The sequence below is a fragment of the Streptomyces sp. WM6378 genome (genome assembly GCF_001279695.1).
In the GTDB taxonomy this organism is placed as follows: domain Bacteria; phylum Actinomycetota; class Actinomycetes; order Streptomycetales; family Streptomycetaceae; genus Streptomyces.
On the sequence record NZ_LGDD01000328.1, the window covers coordinates 200,248 to 216,726 of the forward strand.

The 16,479-nt window shown below is 72.1% G+C and carries 14 protein-coding genes and 1 pseudogene; 13 read left to right on the forward strand and 2 right to left on the reverse strand.

Annotated elements, in window-relative coordinates:
* The first annotated feature begins 84 nt into the window (after nt 1-84).
* Nucleotides 85-1,587 carry an anthranilate synthase component I family protein gene (locus tag ADK54_RS35965; protein ID WP_078966886.1) on the forward strand — a complete coding sequence of 501 codons (1,503 nt, stop codon included), beginning with the start codon at nt 85-87 and terminating at the stop codon, nt 1,585-1,587.
* Nucleotides 1,588-1,628: 41 nt separating this feature from the next.
* Entirely contained in the window at nt 1,629-2,231 is a 603-nt protein-coding gene (locus ADK54_RS35970) for an anthranilate synthase component II (protein ID WP_053730046.1), read from the forward strand.
* A 1-nt stretch (nt 2,232) separates the two neighbouring features.
* Here ADK54_RS35970 and ADK54_RS35975 read toward each other — a convergent pair whose 3' ends face one another.
* A complete protein-coding gene (locus tag ADK54_RS35975) occupies nt 2,233-3,648 on the reverse strand; it encodes a PLP-dependent aminotransferase family protein (protein WP_053730002.1) in 1,416 nt (471 codons plus the stop codon).
* A gap of 126 nt (nt 3,649-3,774) precedes the next feature.
* On the opposite strand from ADK54_RS35975, the gene trpD reads away from it, so the two are divergent.
* Complete coding sequence (gene trpD / locus ADK54_RS35980) at nt 3,775-4,836, forward strand: anthranilate phosphoribosyltransferase (protein ID WP_053730003.1); 1,062 nt, start codon at nt 3,775-3,777, stop codon at nt 4,834-4,836.
* 6 nt (nt 4,837-4,842) lie between these two features.
* Here trpD and trpC read toward each other — a convergent pair whose 3' ends face one another.
* Nucleotides 4,843-5,646, reverse strand: coding sequence for an indole-3-glycerol phosphate synthase TrpC (gene trpC / locus ADK54_RS35985; RefSeq protein ID WP_053730004.1), 804 nt, complete (start codon nt 5,644-5,646; stop codon nt 4,843-4,845).
* 312 nt (nt 5,647-5,958) lie between these two features.
* Here trpC and ADK54_RS35990 point away from each other — a divergent pair, with 312 nt between their 5' ends.
* From ADK54_RS35990 to ADK54_RS36030, 10 genes and pseudogenes are all read left to right on the forward strand, one after another.
* On the forward strand, nt 5,959-6,756 hold the full coding sequence (locus tag ADK54_RS35990; RefSeq protein ID WP_078966877.1) for an AfsR/SARP family transcriptional regulator: 798 nt from the start codon (nt 5,959-5,961) through the stop codon (nt 6,754-6,756).
* Between the two features lie 171 nt (nt 6,757-6,927).
* Nucleotides 6,928-9,477, forward strand: a complete 2,550-nt coding sequence (locus ADK54_RS35995; protein WP_234392348.1) for a non-ribosomal peptide synthetase — start codon at nt 6,928-6,930, stop codon at nt 9,475-9,477.
* A gap of 142 nt (nt 9,478-9,619) precedes the next feature.
* Nucleotides 9,620-10,606 carry a TauD/TfdA family dioxygenase gene (locus tag ADK54_RS36000; protein WP_063802121.1) on the forward strand — a complete coding sequence of 329 codons (987 nt, stop codon included), beginning with the start codon at nt 9,620-9,622 and terminating at the stop codon, nt 10,604-10,606.
* A 494-nt stretch (nt 10,607-11,100) separates the two neighbouring features.
* Nucleotides 11,101-11,280 (forward strand): annotated as a pseudogene (locus ADK54_RS47970) (helix-turn-helix domain-containing protein); the annotation flags it as partial.
* 24 nt (nt 11,281-11,304) lie between these two features.
* Nucleotides 11,305-12,078, forward strand: coding sequence for a LysR substrate-binding domain-containing protein (locus ADK54_RS36005; RefSeq protein ID WP_234392350.1), 774 nt, complete (start codon nt 11,305-11,307; stop codon nt 12,076-12,078).
* 45 nt (nt 12,079-12,123) lie between these two features.
* Nucleotides 12,124-12,402, forward strand: a complete 279-nt coding sequence (locus tag ADK54_RS36010; RefSeq protein WP_053730050.1) for an acyl carrier protein — start codon at nt 12,124-12,126, stop codon at nt 12,400-12,402.
* 29 nt (nt 12,403-12,431) lie between these two features.
* Nucleotides 12,432-13,664 (forward strand): beta-ketoacyl-[acyl-carrier-protein] synthase family protein, encoded by a 1,233-nt coding sequence (locus ADK54_RS36015; protein ID WP_053730006.1) that lies wholly within the window; start codon nt 12,432-12,434, stop codon nt 13,662-13,664.
* Nucleotides 13,664-14,758 (forward strand): beta-ketoacyl synthase N-terminal-like domain-containing protein, encoded by a 1,095-nt coding sequence (locus tag ADK54_RS36020; protein WP_053730007.1) that lies wholly within the window; start codon nt 13,664-13,666, stop codon nt 14,756-14,758. Before ADK54_RS36015 ends, ADK54_RS36020 begins: the two co-directional genes overlap by 1 nt.
* Nucleotides 14,759-14,873: 115 nt before the next feature.
* Nucleotides 14,874-15,620 (forward strand): 3-oxoacyl-ACP reductase FabG, encoded by a 747-nt coding sequence (gene fabG, locus ADK54_RS36025; protein ID WP_053730008.1) that lies wholly within the window; start codon nt 14,874-14,876, stop codon nt 15,618-15,620.
* Nucleotides 15,621-15,665: 45 nt separating this feature from the next.
* Nucleotides 15,666-16,382 (forward strand): 2-hydroxychromene-2-carboxylate isomerase, encoded by a 717-nt coding sequence (locus ADK54_RS36030; RefSeq protein WP_053730009.1) that lies wholly within the window; start codon nt 15,666-15,668, stop codon nt 16,380-16,382.
* Nucleotides 16,383-16,479: the final 97 nt, after the last annotated feature.

A 16,479-nucleotide genomic window follows, 5' to 3' on the forward strand; every position in this document is an offset into this window, starting at 1 on the left:
CGCCTCCGCTGATTTGCTTCGCATGGCCGAGTGGTCCGCGTCGGCAGAAATTCCCAACCGTCCTTCATGTACGAGGAGTTCACCATGCCGGGAATCAGCACGATCGGTGTGCGGGTCACCGATACGGCGCTGCCGCACCACGATCCTCTCGATTTGTACGTCCGGCTGCGTGAAAGCCTCGCCGCCGACGACGTATTCCTTTTCGAAAGCGTGGACGGCGCCGACCAGGACCGCCGCTGGGCCGTCGTCGGATTCGGCCGGCTCGCCGAGATCCGGGTCCACGAGGGGCACCTGGAGATCGACGGCGCCGCGCGGATCGCCGAGGCGCTGGCTGCCCGGGCCGGTGCGGCCGGCCTCGCCGACCACACGGTCGAGGCCGGGGTGCACCGGCTGACGTTCGGCGATGCCGGGCAGATGTGGGACGTACTGGCCGGGGCGCAGGCCCTGTTCGACGTGGCCACCGACATCCCGTCGACGGCGTACGCCTTCGGGTTCCTGACGACGTTCGCGTACGAGTCCGCCTGGCACATGGAACGCTTGCCCCGGCGCACCAAAGCGCCGAACGGCCCGGACATCACGCTCACGCTCTTCCGCGACACCGTCTGGTACGACCTCGTCGACGGCGGGGTGCGTCAACTCAGCTCGGAGAGCCCGGCGTTCGCGGACCGGCCGAGGGTCGCGGACGCGGTCCTGGCCGCCGGGGTCGCCTGGGGCGCGGTCAAGGACGAGCCGGTGCCCGAGGCGCCGGCGCCGCTCTCGGTGCGCGACAGCGTGAGCCGGGAGACGTTCCTCGGCTGGGCCGACCGGTGCCTGGAACACATCCGGGTCGGCGACATCTACCAGATCCAGATCGGCCACCGAATCGACGTGCGGACCGAGTTGGAGCCGGTCGACGTCTACCGGAGGCTGCGCGGGCGCAACCCGTCGCCGTACATGTACCTGATGCCGCGCGCCGGTCGGACCCTGATCGGGGCCAGCCCCGAGCTGTTCTACCGGATCGAGGGCGACGAGATCACGATGCGGCCGATCGCGGGCACCGCCCGCCGCTGCGCGGACGCGGAGGAGAACGAGCGCCGCGTCAAGGAGATGCGCGAGAGCACCAAGGAGCAGGCCGAGCACATCATGCTGGTCGACCTGTGCCGCAACGACATCGGGCGGGTGACCCGGCCGAGCACCCAGCCGGTGGAACGGCTTATGGCGGTGGAGACGTACTCGCACGTCTTCCATCTCGTCTCGACGGTCTCGGGCCGCCTGGAGCCGGAGGTCGACACCTGGCGGGCGCTGCGCGCGACCTTCCCGGCGGGCACGATGACGGGCGCGCCCAAGGTCCGCGCCATGGAGATCATCGACACCCTGGAGCAGGAGCGGCGCGGCAGCTACGCGGGCGCGGTGGGCCTGGTCGACGTACGCGGCTGGAGCGAGCTGGCGCTGACCATCCGCACCATCGAGTACGACGGCGAGACGTACTCCACGCAGAGCTCGGCGGGCATGGTGGCGCAGTCGGAACCCGAGTCCGAGTGGCGCGAGACGCTGGCGAAGATGGGGGCCGCCTACTGGGCGCTCACCGGTCAGGAGCTGTCGTCGTGACGGGAGCGGAACAGGACGGGCGAGCGAAGGACGTGGCGGGCATGAAGGTGCTGCTGATCGACGCGTACGACAGTTTCGTGCACATCATCGACCAGTATCTGCGCACCCTCGGGGCGCGGACCGAGGTCGTACGGTCCCACACGCTCACCCCCGGCGAGCTCGCCGCGCGGGAGCCCGACGCGGTGGTGCTCGGGCCCGGGCCCGGACATCCCGCGCGGTCCGGCCACGTGGAGCTGGTGCACGAGTTCGCCGGGCGGGTGCCGCTGCTCGGCGTGTGCCTGGGGCACCAGGCGATCGCGCTCGCGCACGGCGGGCGGGTCGAGGTGGCGGACCAGGCGATGCACGGGCGGACCAGCACGGTGCGGCACGACGGGGCCGGGCTCTTCGAGGGGCTCGGGCACACCCTGGAGGTGACCCGGTACCACTCGCTGATCGTCGCCGAGCCGCTGCCCGAGGAGCTGGTGTCCACGGCGGTCGCCGTCGACCACGGCTACCTGATGGGGCTGCGCCACCGGACCCTGCCGATCGAGGGCGTGCAGTTCCACCCGGAGAGCATCACCACCACGGGCGGGCTGACGATGCTGGACAACTTCCTTGGTGCTGCTGGCAGTTGGCGCTCGACTGCGGGGCTCTCCCGGGTCTGATTCACCCGTGGGCGGCCGCGGCCAGCTGCCGGACGGCCTCGCCGACGCCGGAGCGCGGCAGGTGGGCGTGGCCGACCACCAGGGCCGGGGCGGCGCGTCCCGGCCCCGCGTGGAAGGCGGCCGCGCCGCGCAGCAGGACGGAGCGGCGCAGCGCCCGGGCGACCAGGGCCGCCTCGTCGGTGCCCCGGGGCAGCTGGAGGTAGGCGTGCAGACCGGCGCCCCGGCCGAGCACCGAGGCCCCGGGCAGCCGGCGGCGTACCGCCTCCTCCAGGGACTCCCGGCGGCTGCGGGCAAGGGAGTTGAGCCGGCGCAGATGGCGGTCGAAGAGGCCGGTGCGCAGGAGTTCGGCGAAGGTCAGCTGGGTGAGGGTCTCGGTGCCGAGGTCCTGGCGGGCGCGGGCCCGCATCAGGAGGTCGAGCATGGGCGCGGGCGCGGCCAGCCAGCCGAGCCGCAGGCCGGGGGCGAGGGACTTGCTCGCGGTGCCGGCGTAGACGACCCGCTCGGGGTCGGTGCGCTGCAACGCGAGCGGCCTGGCCCCGCGTTCGTACCACAGGCCGCCGTCGTAGTCGTCCTCGATGATCCAGCCGTCGACGTCGCGGGCCCAGCGGGCCAGCGCCTCGCGGCGGCGCGGTGAGAGCGTGACCCCCGTCGGGAACTGGTGGCCGGGCGTGACGAGGGCCGCGCGGGTGCCGGAGGCGGCCAGCGCCTCGACGTCGATGCCCTCCGCGTCGACCGGGACCGGCACGGCCCGCAGCCCGCTCTCCCGCACGAACTGCCGCTGGCCGGGGTGGCCCGGGTCCTCGATGGCGAGCGCGTCGATGCCGATCCGCGGCAGGACCGCGCACATCAGGCCCAGCGTCTGGGCGAACCCGGCCACCACCATCAGCTCCGCGGGCGAGGTGCGCACCCCTCTCAACCTCCCGAGATAGCGGGCGAGTTCGAGCCGCAGGTCCGGCTCGCCCGCGAGCGACGGGTAGTCGTGGTCCCCGGAATCCGCCTGGTACAGGACCCGCTGGTAGCAGCTGAGCCACTCGCGGCGCGGGAACGCCGGGAGGTTGCCGCCACCCGGCCGCAGGTCCCAGCGGACCGGTGCGGGCGGCGCGTCGAGCGGATCGGCCGCCTCCTGGTCGTCGAGGAGCGCCGGCACCACGCACTGCTCGTCCCCGAGATGGCGTACGACCCTGGTGCCCGCGCCCTGGACCGCCTCCAGGTAGCCCTCGGCGACGAGTTGGCCGTACGCCTCCACGACCACGCTGCGTGACACGTCGAGGTCGTCGGCGAGCCGCCGGCTGGACGGCAGCCGGGTGCCCGGATGCAGAATTCCCTCGGCTATCTCCCGCTTGATGAAATTCTGGATCTGCGAGGTCAGGGAATTCGAGGAGTCCCTGACCACCTCCACCGCCATATGCAGGGCCACTGGTCCCGCCCCCCCCTTTACGAATTGGACCGTACATCTCGCCGGACAGTGGTCTGGAGGGCGCTTTGCGCGCCTCACAGAATGGGTTGCGCATACTTCCGATGGCGCCGTTCAAGGAGATTCCCCGTGACTGCCGAGCCGCAGGGTCGTACCTGGCCGGAATTGCTGAACTCGCTTCTGGACCGAAGGGACCTCACCACCGAGGAATCCGCCTGGGCGATGGATCAGGTGATGTCGGGCGGGGTCACCCCGGCCCGCCTGGCCGCCTTCGTGGTGGCCCTGCGCGCCAAGGGCGAGACCGTCGACGAGATCGAGGGCCTGGTGGGCGCCATGCGCCGGCACGCGGTGCCGCTGCGGGTGTCCGGGCCCGCCCTCGACATCGTCGGGACCGGCGGCGACGGCTCCAACAGCGTCAACGTGTCCACCATGTCGGCGGTCGTGGCGGCCGCGGCGGGCGCCCGGGTGGTCAAGCACGGCAACCGCTCGGCGTCCTCGGCCTGCGGCTCCGCCGACGTCCTCGAAGAGCTGGGCGTGGCCCTCGACCTGGAGCCGGAGGTGGTCGCGACGGTCGCCGAGGAGACCGGCATCACCTTCGCGTTCGCCTCGGTGTTCCACCCCTCGATGCGGCACGCTGCCGCGCCGCGCCGCGAACTCGGCGTCCGCACCGTCTTCAACGCGCTCGGCCCGATCGCCAATCCGGCCGACCCCACCGCGCAGGCGGTCGGCGTCGCGGACCCGCGGCTCGCGCCGCTGCTCGCCGAGGTGCTCGCCCGCCGCGAGGTGTCGGCGCTGGTCTTCCGGGGCGACGACGGAATGGACGAACTGACGGTCACCACTACCTCCACGGTCTGGTCGGTCGTCGGGGGCGGGGTGCGGACCGAGTCGTTCGACCCGCGCGACATCGGCATCGACTACGCATCCCCCGACGCCCTGCGCGGCGGGGACCGGGCGCACAACGCGCGGGTGGCCCGGGAGACCTTCGCCGGGGCGCGCGGCCCGGTCAGGGACGCCGTGCTGCTCTCGGCGGCGGCGGGTCTCGCGGCCCTGAACCCGAGCGGGCGGCCCATCGCGGAACGGCTCGCCGAGGGCGTGGCCCGGGCCGGCGAGGCGATCGACTCGGGGGCCGCGGCCGCCGTCCTGGAACGCTGGACGACGGTCACCGCCAAGTACGCGGCCCAGGGCGGCTGAACACGCTCAGGCCGAGGCGGGCGCGCTGCGGCCCGCCTCGACCAGGGCGGCGACGGCGGCCGTCGGGCTGCCGCCGGTCACCACCGCCTCGCCGACCAGTACGGCGTCGGCTCCGTGGGCGGCGTACGCGATGACGTCGTCGGGGCCGCGCACCCCGGACTCGGCGATGCGCACCACGTCCTTCGGGATTCCGGGGGCCAGGCGCGCGAAGGTGGCGCGGTCGACTTCGAGGGTGCGCAGGTCGCGGGCGTTGACCCCGACGACGCGGGCCCCTGCCCGCAGCGCCCGCTCCACCTCTTCCTCGTCGTGCGTCTCGACGAGCGGGGTGAGCCCGATCCCGACGGCCAGCGCGTGCAGATCGGCAAGCAGCGACTGTTCGAGCGCCGCGACGATGAGCAGCACGAGCTCCGCGCCGTGCGCCCGGGCCTCCCACACCTGGTAGGGGTCGACGACGAAGTCCTTGCGCAGCAGTGGCACTTCGACCCGGGCCGCCACCGCGTCCAGGTCGGCGAGCGAGCCGCCGAACCGACGCCGCTCGGTGAGCACGCTGATCGCGGCGGCGCCCCCGGCCTGGTAGGCGGCGGCGAGCGCGGCCGGGTCGGCGATCTCGGCGAACGCGCCCTTGGAGGGGCTGGCCCGCTTCACCTCCGCGATGACCTTCACGCCACCGGTGCCGCGCAGCAGCTCCGCGCAGTCCCGCGCGGGCCGGACGGCCTCCGCGTGCTCCTTCAACTCGGCCTGCGTCACGTCCTGTCGGCGTACGGCCAGGTCCGCGCGGGCTCCCTCGACGAGCTGGTCGAGCGTGTTCATGTGGGCGTCCTCCCCGGTTCGGACGCCGGATGCCTCAGAGTCGGTCGGGGCAGGTGACCGGTGGGTGGCGCCACTGACCCAGAACGCTAGGAAGAAGCGAATACCGGGGCCATGTCCTTAAGACTTGGCTGAAAGTCACAGGTGGGACTCGGGTGGGACTTCCACTCTTCGGCCCGGCCTTTCAAACCGGTTAGTAGGTTTTTTGAGGCCATACCATTCGTGTCCGCGGCCGAGGGGGAAGTGATATTTCCCCGGTCGCGGCGGCGTGGTCAAGAGTGGCTCCGACAGTTGCTGATAACGGGGGTTACTGCTGTGGAAATCAAGGTCCTGGGTGAGCTCTCTCTGTCCTGCGGGGACCAGCAGTCCCCCGTCGCCTCGAAGCGCGCGAGCACCGTACTGACGCTGCTCGCCATGACTCCCCAGGTTCCGGTCCCCTTCGACCAGATCGTCGACGAGCTGTGGGCGGACCAGCTGATGACCAACCCCCGCAACGCCCTGCAGGCGATCGTCAGCCGGCTGCGCAAGCTGCTGGAGTCGGTCACCGGTCTGAAGGGGGACGAGATCGTCCGCACCGGCAGCAACGGATACCTCCTCGACGTCCCGGCCGAGACCGTGGACGCCCACCGCTTCCTCGCCCTCGCCGAGGCCGGCGCCGATCTGGTGCAGCGCGACCCGGCCGAAGCCATAGCCAAGCTGGAGCGGGCCCTCGACCTGTGGCGCGGGCCCGCCCTGATGGACGCCCGGGACGGCATGCGCTGCCAGATCCACTCGGTGGACCTCGAAGAGCGCCGGATCACCGCGTTCGAGGACCTGACCGTGGCCAAGCTGGCAGTCGACGCCGAGCGCGTCTCCATGTCCGAGCTGCGCCAGCTGGCCGCCGAGCACTCCGAGCGGGAGCGGCTGAGCGAACTTCTGATGCTCGCCCTCTACCGCGACGGCCGCCAGACCGAAGCCCTTGAGGTCTTCCACGGCGCTCGCCGCCGCCTCGCCAGTGACCTGGCCCTGGAGCCGGGCCCCGCCCTGCACCACGCGTACGAGGCGATCCTCAACCAGGACGTGGTCCTCGGCCGCCCGCGGCGAGCCCTGCTCAGCTCGGGCCGGCCGCTCTGAGCACGGCCGGCTCCTGGACGTGCGGACGTCCCTGCCGCGCCGGCTGTCCGGCACGGCGACCCGACGGCGCCGGCTCCCCGGCGCGCGGCCGCACATCCGCCCACTCCCGGCTCCGCCGGACACCCACTCGCGTCCGGCGCGCGCCGGACAACCACCAGGAAGGCAAGGCCAGTGACGGCTAGGCAGAGCGGACCCGGAGACCGACCAGAGGCGCGGCCGTCCGAAGCGGAGGCCCTGCTGTTCTGGCGGGACGTCCTCACCGGCAGCCGCTTCACTCCCCTGCCGGGCTGGTGCGCCGAGGCACCCCCGCAGGACCGCGTCGCGGAGCGCCGCACCCTGCTGTCCCTCGGCACCTCGGCCGCCCTCCTCGATCTCGCGGGGAGCAGCGCCGTCCCGCTCGACGCGCTCCTGGTCACCGCCGTCGCGCGCGTCCTTGCCACCGTGACGGGGGACGCGACGGTCGTCACCGGTTACCTGCCGCACAGCGACCCCGGCACGGACGCGGAACCGCTGCCCTGCCCCGTGTACGCAGGCGAGGGCACCTGGCGGGAACTCCTCGGCGAGGCCGCCGCCGCGCGGGCCGCCGCCGAGCGGCACCGGGTCGTCTCCCTCGACCGGATACGGGGCGAACTCGGCCGTACGGAAGCCCTGTTCGACACCGTCGTGGTCGGCGGGCGGGCGCCAGGGGCCGCCGACCTCACCGACGACACCGCGCTCGCCATGGGCCTCGTACCGCGGGGAGACCGGATCGAGCTGGTGCTGAACCACCGCTTCAGCGTCCTCGACGCGGACGCGGCCGGGCGGATCGCCGGGTATCTGCTCGCGGCGCTCGAAGAGCTCGGCGCCCGTCCGGAGGCTGAGCAGCACCTGTGGCATCCCGTGCCGGAGGCCGAGGCGGCCTTCCAGCGGGAGCACCTGGCCGGGCCCCGGCGCCCGCTGCCCGACCGGCGGGTGCACGAACTCTTCGAGGAGCAGGCGCGGTTGCGGCCGGACGCGGTGGCCGCCGTGCACGAGGGCCGGTCCCTGACCTACCGGGAGCTGAACGGCCACGCCAACCGGGTCGCCCACGCCCTTCGCCGGGGCGGCCTGCGCGACGAGGACGTGGTGGCGGTCGTCACCGAGCGGGACCTGGAGTGGCTGACGGCGGTGCTCGCCGTGTTCAAGGCGGGCGGGGTGTACCTCCCCGTCGAGCCGCAGTTCCCGGCCGACCGGATCACCGCGATGCTGTCCCGCAGCGGCTGCCGCCGGGTGCTCACCCAGGCCGGCGTGAGCCCGGGTCTTGACGCGGCGCTGGCCGAACTCGACGCGGTTCGGGCCGACTTCATCGCGGACGTACGCGACGACGAGGCCCACTCCGACGCGGATCCCGGTCTGCCGGTGGGCGCGGACCAGCTCGCGTACATCTACTTCACCTCCGGCTCCACGGGCCTGCCCAAGGGCGCGATGTGCGAGCACGAGGGGTTCCTCAACCACCTCCTGGCCAAGATCGAGGACCTCGGTGTCGAGGCCGGCACAGTGGTGGCGCAGACCGCGCCGCAGTGCTTCGACATCTCGCTGTGGCAGCTCGTCGCGGCCCTCGCCATGGGAGGCCGCACGCTGATCGTCGGGCAGCGGGACATTCTCGAAGTCCCGCGCTTCGTGGCGCTGATCGCCGAGAGCGAGGTGGAGGTGGCCCAACTCGTCCCCTCCTACCTGGAAGTGGTCCTCGACCACCTGCGCCGCCGGCCGCGCCCCTTACCCCACCTGCGCTGCGTGTCGGCGACAGGCGAGGCGCTCAAGAAGGAGCTGACGCAGCGTTGGTTCGCCACGCTGCCGGACATCACGCTGGTCAACGCCTACGGCCTGACCGAGACGTCGGACGACACCAACCACGAGGTGCTGCGCCGTCCCCCGGCCGGGGCCTCGGTGCCGCTCGGCCGGCCGGTCCGCAATGTGCGTGTGTCCGTACTCGACGAGCGGCTGAGGCCGGTGCCGCTGGGCTCGCCCGGTGAGCTGGTCTTCTCGGGGGTCTGCGTCGGCCGCGGCTACGTCAACGACGAGGAGCGCACCCGCGCCGCCTACCTCCCCGACCCGGACCGGCCCGGCGGACGCCGCTACCGCTCGGGCGACTTCGGGCGGTGGCAGCCGGACGGGCGCCTCGAATTCCTCGGCCGTCGCGACGCCCAGGTCAAGATCCGGGGCTTCCGGATCGAGATCGGCGAGGTGGAGAACCAGCTCCTGAAGGTGGACGGGGTGCGCGACGCGGCCGTCGTGGTCGTGGGCGCGGGCGACGCCCGCCGGCTGGTCGCCTTCTACGCGGCGGCGGAGCCGGTCCCGGCCGGGGAGTTGCGTACGGCGCTCGCCCGGTCGCTGCCCGAGTACATGCTGCCGGGCCGCTTCCACCAGCTGAAGGAGCTGCCGCTCACCCCGAACGGCAAGATCGACCGCAAGCTGCTCGCCCAGCGGGCCGAGGCGGCTCCCGAAGCGGCATCCGATGCGCCCGAACCCCTGCGCACACCGACCGAGCACCGGCTCGCCGAACTGTGGGCCAAGGCGCTCAAGGTGCCCGCCGAGAGCATCGGCCGCACGACCGACTTCTTCGCGGCGGGCGGGAGTTCCATCGCCCTGCTGCGGGTGGTGATCGCCCTGGACCAGGTGGTGACGGCGCCGGAGCTGGCCAAGGCGCCGGTGCTCGGCGAGGCGGCGGCCCTGATCGACGCGAGGTCAAACCGGGCGGCCTGAGCGGCGCGGTTCAGCGCGGCGCGACTTCGGCGGACCGCCTGAGCCGGCCCCTGCGCATTTCGTAATTCCGTACCCGGCCCGGCCTCACCTCCCCGTGTGGCCGGGCCGATCCACATGCCGATCCACATAGGGAGACAGTCCGATGACAACGGTCAATGACCCGGGGAGCCCCGCGGCCCTCCCGGACGGATGGCGCCTCACGCTCGAAGAGGGCCGCACGCCGATCCTCCATCTGCCCGCCCCTGATTCGCTGCCCGGCCCGCAGGTGCGCGCGCTGGTCGACCGGCACGGCGCGGTCCTGCTCCGCGGTCTGGGGCTGGCCTCGCCGGCCGATCTGTCAGTGGCGGCGCGGGAGTTGGGCGTGACCGGCATGGCCGAGCGCGAAAGCTTCACCACCCGGCAGGCCTACCCCGACGGCGTCTACTCCACCTCGGAGTGGGCCCCCGAAGACCAGCTCTGCATGCATCACGAGCTGAGTTACGCCGCGGTCGTGCCCTCGATCGCGCTGTTCGGCTGCCTCGTGGCGCCGGAGCGCGGCGGCACGACCACGGTGGCCGACGGGGAGCGCGTCCTGGACCTGCTGCCAAACGCGCTGGTCGCCCGCTTCGAGCGGGACGGCTGGGAACTGACCCGCAACTACTACGAGTTCGGGCTGACCTGGTCCGATGCCTTCGGCACTGACGACCGGGCCCTGGTCGAGGAGTACTGCGCCTCGCACGCCCTCGACTGCACCTGGACCGACAGCGGTGGCCTGCGTACGCGCCAGCGCCGCCCGGCCCTGCTGCGCCACCCCGTGACCGGCCGCCGCGGCTGGTTCAACCAGGCGGCGTTCCTGCACGAGTCGGCCCTTGATCCGCTGATCCGCGAGTACCTGGAATCCCTGTACGGCCCGGAGGGGCTGCCCTTCCGTACGACGTACGGCAACGGCGATCCCATCTCGACGGACGTGGTGGACGCCATCAACTCGGCGTACCAGCAGGCCTGTTGGAGCGAGCCATGGCAGGCGGGAGACCTCCTGGTCCTGGACAACCTGCGCATGGCGCACGGCCGGGACCCGTACGAGGGCACCCGCGAGGTGGTGGCCCTGTTCGGCGCTCCTGTCCGCGTTTCGCCTGCGACACCCCGCTGACTTTCGACCCCGCCGGGTCCCGGGGCGCCTCCGGCTCGCCCGGCGGGCTCCGCCGCCCGTCCACCTGCGGCCCGGTGGGGGCTGGTCGCGCACCCGAACAAGGCCCGACGGGGGTCTGGGGCGCAGCCCCGGGGCTCAGGGTTCCCGGCGGGACCCGGAATACACCCCTCCCATTCCCCAATCCCTCCATTACGGACAATGTCGGGGCATTCACGAATTCGCTTGCCCCGAGCCCGACACGATGGCTAAATGTTGAGCAGTTGGCGCGATACTCTGCTACGCGGGGACGGGTGAGGAATGGAAAGGAAGCCGCACCAATGGGGGGATGAGCGAGCACCGCAGGTAGGTATTGCCGTTCCGGCAGCTCCCACGCACGGGTCGGACCAGTAATTCCGGACCCGTGATTCAGGGAGAAAAGGGCGCCCGGACCGCGGGCGCCACCGGCATCGAGCCACGCCAGGGCCGCGCCAATGGCATCACAAGATAGCGGGAATATGGATCTGGAACTGAGACACGCACGGGCTGTTTCAATTATCGCAGAGGCCGGGAGCATTTCCAAGGCGGCAGTCCGGCTCAATCTTCCGCAGCCCAGCCTCACCGCCCAATTACGCAGGATAGAGAAAATGCTCGGCGGAGATCTTTTCGTCCGGTCGAGTTCGGGAATAGTGCCGACGTCACGGGGAAAGCGCCTCATTCCGATGCTGGCCGAACTCGTGCAGCAGGCGGACGAGGTGATCAGCGAGGCCGCCGCGAGCTCCACGATCACGCTGCGTTTCGGCAACACCGAGTGGACGCCGCCGACCCTGCTCGGCGCGATCCAGGCGGCGGTGCCCACCGTGGACGTGGAGACCGAGACGCTCGCCCCGGCGGCCGCCGTCGACGCGGTGCACCGAGGTGCGCTCACCGTCGCCATGGTCCCCGCCTCGGCGACGGACATGCCTGACTCGCTGCTCCAGCCCGGTCTGGAGACCAAGGTCATCGTCCGGGAGCCGATCTGGCTGGCGGTGCCGCGGGGGCATCCGCTGGTCGGCCGCGCCTTCGTGGACGGCTCCCACCTCGCCGCCCTCCGTTGGGTCCACTATTCGCGGGACCACTGGTTCCACGAGATCGAGAAGAAGCTGCTCGCCAGGCTGAACCACACCGCCCTCGGCGCGGTGCACTACGCGGACGGCCACCACGAGGCGATGAGCTGGGTCAGGGACGCGGACGCCGCCGCCCTCACCACGGCCACCGGCGCCACCGGTGACGTACGCCTGGTGCCGATAAGGGAGACGCAGTCCATCGCGCAGCTGCTCGTGTGGCGGCGGGACACGGTCGCCAGGGACACCCTGCGCCGGCTCGTGGACACCGTACGGCGGTACTACTGCGAGTACGCCCGGTCCATCCCCCGCTATCTGTCCTGGATCATCGAACACCCGGCGGAGTTCCCCGAGTTGAGCCGCTTCCTCCCGCTGCGGGCGCACCCCGGGTGAGCATCTGTCAGTTCGGTGTCAGGGCCCTTCGACAGCATCGCCAGCATGACTACAGCGAAGCACGTGGACGCCGAGGGCCGTGCCACGATCAAGGGCATCATCTGCGACATCCTTGAGATCGACGAGGACGAGATGACCGACACGAGCCGCTTCAAGGAGGACCACGAGGCGGACTCGATGGGCGCCATCGAGATCCTCTCCCAGCTCGAGCGCGCCTTCGGGATCGACATCGACCAGGCCGAACTGGCCCGGATGGTCAATCTCGAAGGCGTCGTCACGGTGGTCGACGAGGCCGTCGCGGCCAAGGCGGCCGCGGCCCTCTAGGCACCGGGACCGAGTGAGGGGAGCGCAGGTTGTACGACAACGACGAGCGGCCGCGCCGGGTCGTGATCACCGGACTCGGCACGGTCACCAGCATCGGCCTGGGCGTCGAGGCCTTCCTGGAGGGGCTGCGGGCCGGGCGCAGCGGCGCCAAGCCGATCACCGCCTTCGACACGACGGGCTTCGCGCACGCCAACGGATGCGAGGTCGACGACTTCGATCCCGCCGAGTGGATCCACCAGGTGGACCCCGAGGAGCTGGGACGGGCCACCCAGTTCTCGGTCGCCGCCGCCAACCTGGCGGTGGCGGACTCGGGCCTCACTCTCGAAGAACTCAGACGGCGCAGGGCCTTGGTCTCGGTGGGCACCACCGACGCCGAGTCCCGCGACCTCGACACCCTGATGGGCGTCCAACTGGAGTACGGGCCCGACCAGTTGGCGCCCAAGGTGGCCCGCCGGGCACAGGCCGGACGGCTGTCCACCGGCATCATCCGCGAGCTGGGCCTGGTCGACGTCGAGGCGCTCACCATCCCCACCGCCTGCGCGGCCGGCAACTACGCCATCGGCAGCGGCTTCGACGCCATTCGCGACGGAGAGGTGGACGTGGCGCTGTGCGGCGGCGCGGACGCCGTGTGCCGCAAGACGTTCGCCGGGTTCTACCGGCTCGGCACCATCGCCCCCGAGGTGTGCCAGCCCTTCGACAAGGACCGCAAGGGCATCCTCACCGGCGAGGGCGCGGGGATCCTGCTGATGGAGAGCCTGGACTCGGCGCTGGCCCGCGGCGCCCGCATCCACGCCGAGGTGCTCGGCTACGGGCTCAACTGCGACGCGCACCACCCCGTCGCACCCGACCGGGACAGCCTGGCCCGGTGCATGGAGATCGCGCACCGCAACGCCGGCGTGAAGCCCGAGGACATCGACTTCATCTCCGCGCACGGCACCGGCACCCGGGCCAACGACGTGACCGAGGCCGGAGCCATCCGGCAGGTGTTCGCCACGCCGCCGCCCACCATCTCCATCAAGTCGATGATCGGCCACTCGATGGGCGCCGCGAGCGCGCTGGCCTCGGCGGCCTGCGCGCTCGCCCTGACCGAGGGCTTCATCCCGCCCACGATCAACCACCGCGAGACCGACCCGGAGTGCGGCCTGGACTGCGTGCCCAACGAGGCGCGGCCCGCCGAGCTCAACGTGGTCCAGAACAACGCGCTCGCGTTCGCGGGCAACAACGCCGTGCTCATCCTGGGCCGGTACCGGGAGGCTGAGTGATGTCCGAACTGGTCCTCTCCGCCTGGTCGGTGGTCTCCCCGTACGGCGTGGGCAGCGCTCCCTTCAGCGCCGGGATCAGTGCCGGCGCGAGCGCGGTCGGCGAGCTCGACCGGGACGCCTGGCCCGGCCCCTTCGACCGGTGCGGCCTGGTGCCCGACTTCACCGCCGCCGAGTACGTGGGCAAGAAGGGCACCCGCACCATGGACCGGGTGACGGCGATCGCGGTCACCGCCGTCGGCCGGCTCCTCGCCTCGTGCGGCGACGAGCTGACCGCGCACCCCGAGCAGATCGGCCTGGTGCTCGGCACCGGCTCGGGCAGCGTCCAGAGCATCATGGACTTCACCCGGGACTCCCTCGTGGGTGAGCGCCCGTACCACGTCGACCCGGCCCGCTTCCCGAACACCGTGATGAACCGGGCGGCCGGCCAGAGCGCGATCTGGCACGGCATCAAGGGCCCCAACACCACGGTCGCGGGCGGCTGGCTGACCGGCCTGCTCGCCCTGAGCTACGCGGTGCGCCTGCACCGCGGCGGCCACTGCGCGCGGGTCCTGTGCGGGGCGGCCGAGGAGTACTCCACCCAGCGCGCCTGGCTGGAGTGGCACGGCCGCGGTTTCGAGGAGCGCGAGTCGCCGCTGGGCGAGGGCGGCGCCGTCTTCCTGATGGAGACCGCGTCCGACGCCCACGCGGCGGGCCGCACCCCGCTCGCCCGCGTCCTGACCACCCGCTTCCGGGCGTACGCCGAACGGGCCGACGCCCAGAAGGCGCTGGCCGAATGCGTGGGCAGCGCCCTGGAGAAGGCCGAGGTCGCTCCCGAGGACATCCGCCTGGTGGCACCGCTCGGCGCGAGCGCCGAGCTGGCCGCGCCGGAGGAGGCCGGCATCAGGGACGCGCTCGGCACGGCCCGGCCTCAGTGGATCCGCTGCCGGCCGCTGCTCGGCGACACCTCCGCCGCCTCCACCAGCCTCCAGCTGGCCGCGGTGCTCGCCACCGCGGGCGGGTCGGGGCTCGGCCCCGGCGAGGCGGCCCTGGTCACCGGCATCGACCGCGACGGAACCGTCGGCTGCGCGGTGCTCGGCGGCCCGGCCCGCGCCTGAGGGACCACGACAGGCAGAGGTGCGGCACGGCAACCCGTGCCGCACCTCTCGCAAGTGAGCCCGACTCCCGTACTTCGTACGCCACTTGAGCCGTATCCATGGAGAGGAAACGCGCATGTCCGCAAGCGAACGACGCGTCGCGCTGGTCACCGGGGGCTCCCGGGGGATCGGCCGCCACGTCGTGACCCGGCTCGCCGACGACGGCTACGACGTGGCCTTCTGCTACCAGTCCAACAAGGAGGCCGCCGACGCCGTGGCCACCGAGGCCACCGCCGCCGGGGCCCGCGTGTACGCGGCCCAGGTCGACGTCGCAGGACACGGCGCCGTGCGCGACTTCGTGCGCGACAGCGAGAGGGCGCTCGGCCCGCTGCACACGGTGGTCTCCTGCGCGGGCATCGTGCGCGACAACCCGCTGGTGATGCTGGCCGAGGCGGACTGGGACGCCGTGCTGCGGGTCAACCTCGACGGCACGTACAACGTGTGCAAGGCGGCGGTCTTCTCGATGATGAAGCGCCGCGCCGGATCCGTGGTCACGCTGTCCTCCGTCGCGGGCGTGTACGGCAACGCCACGCAGACCAACTACTCGGCGACCAAGGCCGGGATCATCGGCTTCACCAAGGCGCTGGCCAAGGAGTCCGGGCGCTACGGCATCCGCGCCAACGCGGTCGCGCCGGGCTTCATCGAGACCGACATGCTCTCCGCGCTGACCGAGGAACACACCCGCAAGATGACGGAGCGGATCCCGCTCGGGCGCCTCGGGCGCCCCGACGAGGTCGCCGACCTGGTGTCGTTCCTCGCCTCCGACCGCGCCTCGTACGTCACGGGCCAGGTCTTCGGCGTCGACGGCGGCCTCGTCGTCTGAGCCACTCCGCACCACGAGTCCCCGAGAGACAGGAGCGCATCACCCATGCCCGCAGCCGCCAAGAAGAACAAGACGCCGCGGTTCTACTTCAGCCTGCGCAGCCCCTACTCCTGGCTCGCCTACCGCGAGCTGATGAGCCGGCACCGGGACCTGGTCGGACAGCTGGAGTGGCTGCCGTTCTTCGAGCCGGACCCGGAGAGCAGCCGCGAACTCGCCGAGCAGGGCGGCCAGTTCCCCTACTCGGAGATGTCGCGCGAGAAGAACCGGTACGTCCTTCAGGACGTCGGCCGGCTCGCCAAGGCCAGGGGTCTCACGGTGAACTGGCCGGTCGACCGCCATCCGGTGTGGGAGGTCCCGCACCTGGGCTACCTGGTCGCCCAGGAGCACGGCCTGGCGCACGAGTACATCGCGGCCGTGTACGAGGCCCGGTTCGGCCGGGGCCTCGACATCTGCGACCGCGCGGTGATCGCGGACATCGGCGAGGAGCTCGGCATCGACCGGGGCCTGATCGCGGACGCGAGCGACGACGCGGACCTGCGCGCCGAGGGCGTGCGGATCCTGCTCGACGTGTGCAAGGACGGCGTGTTCGGCGTGCCCTTCTTCGTGCACGGCTACACCCGCTTCTGGGGCCTCGACCGGCTCGACGCGTTCGTCGAGCACCTGCGCTCCAAGACCGCTCCGGCCGCCGCACTCGCGGAGCCCTCCGGCGCGGTGGCCCTTGGCCGCTCGGTCGAGGACGCGCACGCGGGCGGCTGCGGCTGAGCTGTCCGACACGGCCAGGACCCATTCGCATGCAGGTACAACTTGCCTGCCGAACAAGGAAGTTGAGAGTCAGCCCGCTGTCAGCGGCTTTCTCGAT

Bases quoted from the DNA above. Each gene is read 5' to 3' on its own strand.
- ADK54_RS35965 (WP_078966886.1), top strand. From the start codon at position 85: ATGCCGGGAATCAGCACGATCGGTGTGCGGGTCACCGATACGGCGCTG.
- ADK54_RS35970 (WP_053730046.1), top strand. From the start codon at position 1,629: ATGAAGGTGCTGCTGATCGACGCGTACGACAGTTTCGTGCACATCATC.
- trpC (WP_053730004.1), bottom strand. From the start codon at position 5,646: ATGAACACGCTCGACCAGCTCGTCGAGGGAGCCCGCGCGGACCTGGCC.
- ADK54_RS36000 (WP_063802121.1), top strand. From the start codon at position 9,620: ATGACAACGGTCAATGACCCGGGGAGCCCCGCGGCCCTCCCGGACGGA.
- ADK54_RS36005 (WP_234392350.1), top strand. From the start codon at position 11,305: ATGCTGGCCGAACTCGTGCAGCAGGCGGACGAGGTGATCAGCGAGGCC.
- ADK54_RS36010 (WP_053730050.1), top strand. From the start codon at position 12,124: ATGACTACAGCGAAGCACGTGGACGCCGAGGGCCGTGCCACGATCAAG.
- ADK54_RS36020 (WP_053730007.1), top strand. From the start codon at position 13,664: ATGTCCGAACTGGTCCTCTCCGCCTGGTCGGTGGTCTCCCCGTACGGC.
- fabG (WP_053730008.1), top strand. From the start codon at position 14,874: ATGTCCGCAAGCGAACGACGCGTCGCGCTGGTCACCGGGGGCTCCCGG.
- ADK54_RS36030 (WP_053730009.1), top strand. From the start codon at position 15,666: ATGCCCGCAGCCGCCAAGAAGAACAAGACGCCGCGGTTCTACTTCAGC.